The following is a 1,204-nucleotide window of genomic DNA, read 5'->3' as shown; positions in this document are numbered from 1 at the left end:
CTAGTGCCTCGTCATGCAGCCTTGAACGGGTAATCGGGGTGGCGGATCTTGGATCCGGCTGCGAATGCGGTTTTCGGTCGGGCGTGTTGGTTGCGCCAGCGGATGTAGCCGCCGATGGTGGCCTCCTGCTCGGCGTGGGTGCGGTGGTCGGTGCCGTTGAGCGCGAAGTAGCGCACGGCGGCGAACTCGGCCTCGATCCAGTTCAGCCAGGACGCGTAGGTCGGCAGGAACACCAGGTCGACCCGATTCGCGGCGCACCAGGTGCGGACCTCAGGATGCTTGTGCGGGGAGAAGTTGTCGACGATCAGGTACAACCTCTGGTCGGGCCAGCGGCGGCGCAGGGTCTTGAGGAAGGACAGGAACTCGCGCCAGCGTTTGCGGTCGCGGATTCGGTAGTGCAGCTTTCCGGTGGCGAGGTCCAGGGCGGCGATCATGTGTCGTACGCCCTGGTCACGCCGGTAGGTGGCCCGCAGCCGCACCGGCTGGCCCTGCGGTCGCCAGGCCCGGCCGGGGCGGGGTCGCAGGTTCAACGGCCCGAACTCGTCCACGCACAGCACCCTGCCGTCGACGGGTGGGTGGTCGTACAACTCCAGGATCCGACGCATCTTCGCGGTGAAGTCAGGGTCGGTACTGGCCTTCCACGTCTTGGTGGCCTGCCACGACACGCCACACTCGTGCAGGATCCGCCGGACGGTCTCGATGCTGATCGTCGTGACGTAGCCGGCCTCGATCAGGTAGTCGCGCAGCTTCGACAGGGACCAGCAGGAGAACGGCCGGCCGAGGAAACGGGGGTCGCACCGGGCGATGACGCAGATCCAGTCACGGGTCTGCTCATCGATCCGTCTCGGTGCGCCCCCTCTCCATTTTGGGTCCAGCGCCGTGAACCCTCGATCGTTGAACGCGTGGATCACGTCCCGCACGTAGTCCTCGGTCACCTTCAACAGGTGGGCGATGTCCGGGGCCGGCTGTCCCTGGGCCGACATCAACACCACGATCGCCCGCCGCAGCTTCACCGGGTCCTTCGCCGTGCGGGTGATCCGCTGCAACCGCTGACCCTCGACCATCGACACCTGCCGGACGAACACCTCCGGACGTCGGCCCACCGGCCACCACCTCCCACAGCCTCAGCACTGGGAGACAGCCTGCCCGATAGATCCTCAGAACCAACGGATTACACAATCAACGTTCAAAGACGAGGCACTAG

General features: G+C 66.0%; 1 protein-coding gene. It reads right to left on the bottom strand.

What is annotated here, in order from left to right; all coding sequences use genetic code 11:
- Positions 1-11: 11 nt before the first annotated feature.
- Entirely contained in the window at positions 12-1,103 is a 1,092-nt protein-coding gene (locus AAH979_RS43005; protein WP_346263873.1) for an IS630 family transposase, read from the bottom strand.
- Positions 1,104-1,204 lie beyond the last annotated feature (101 nt).

This window comes from Plantactinospora sp. ZYX-F-223 (assembly GCF_039649625.1).
Taxonomy (GTDB): Bacteria; Actinomycetota; Actinomycetes; order Mycobacteriales; family Micromonosporaceae; genus Plantactinospora.
The sequence above is the reverse complement of the archived record's forward strand: the minus strand, read 5'-3'. Positions and strand labels throughout refer to the sequence as shown.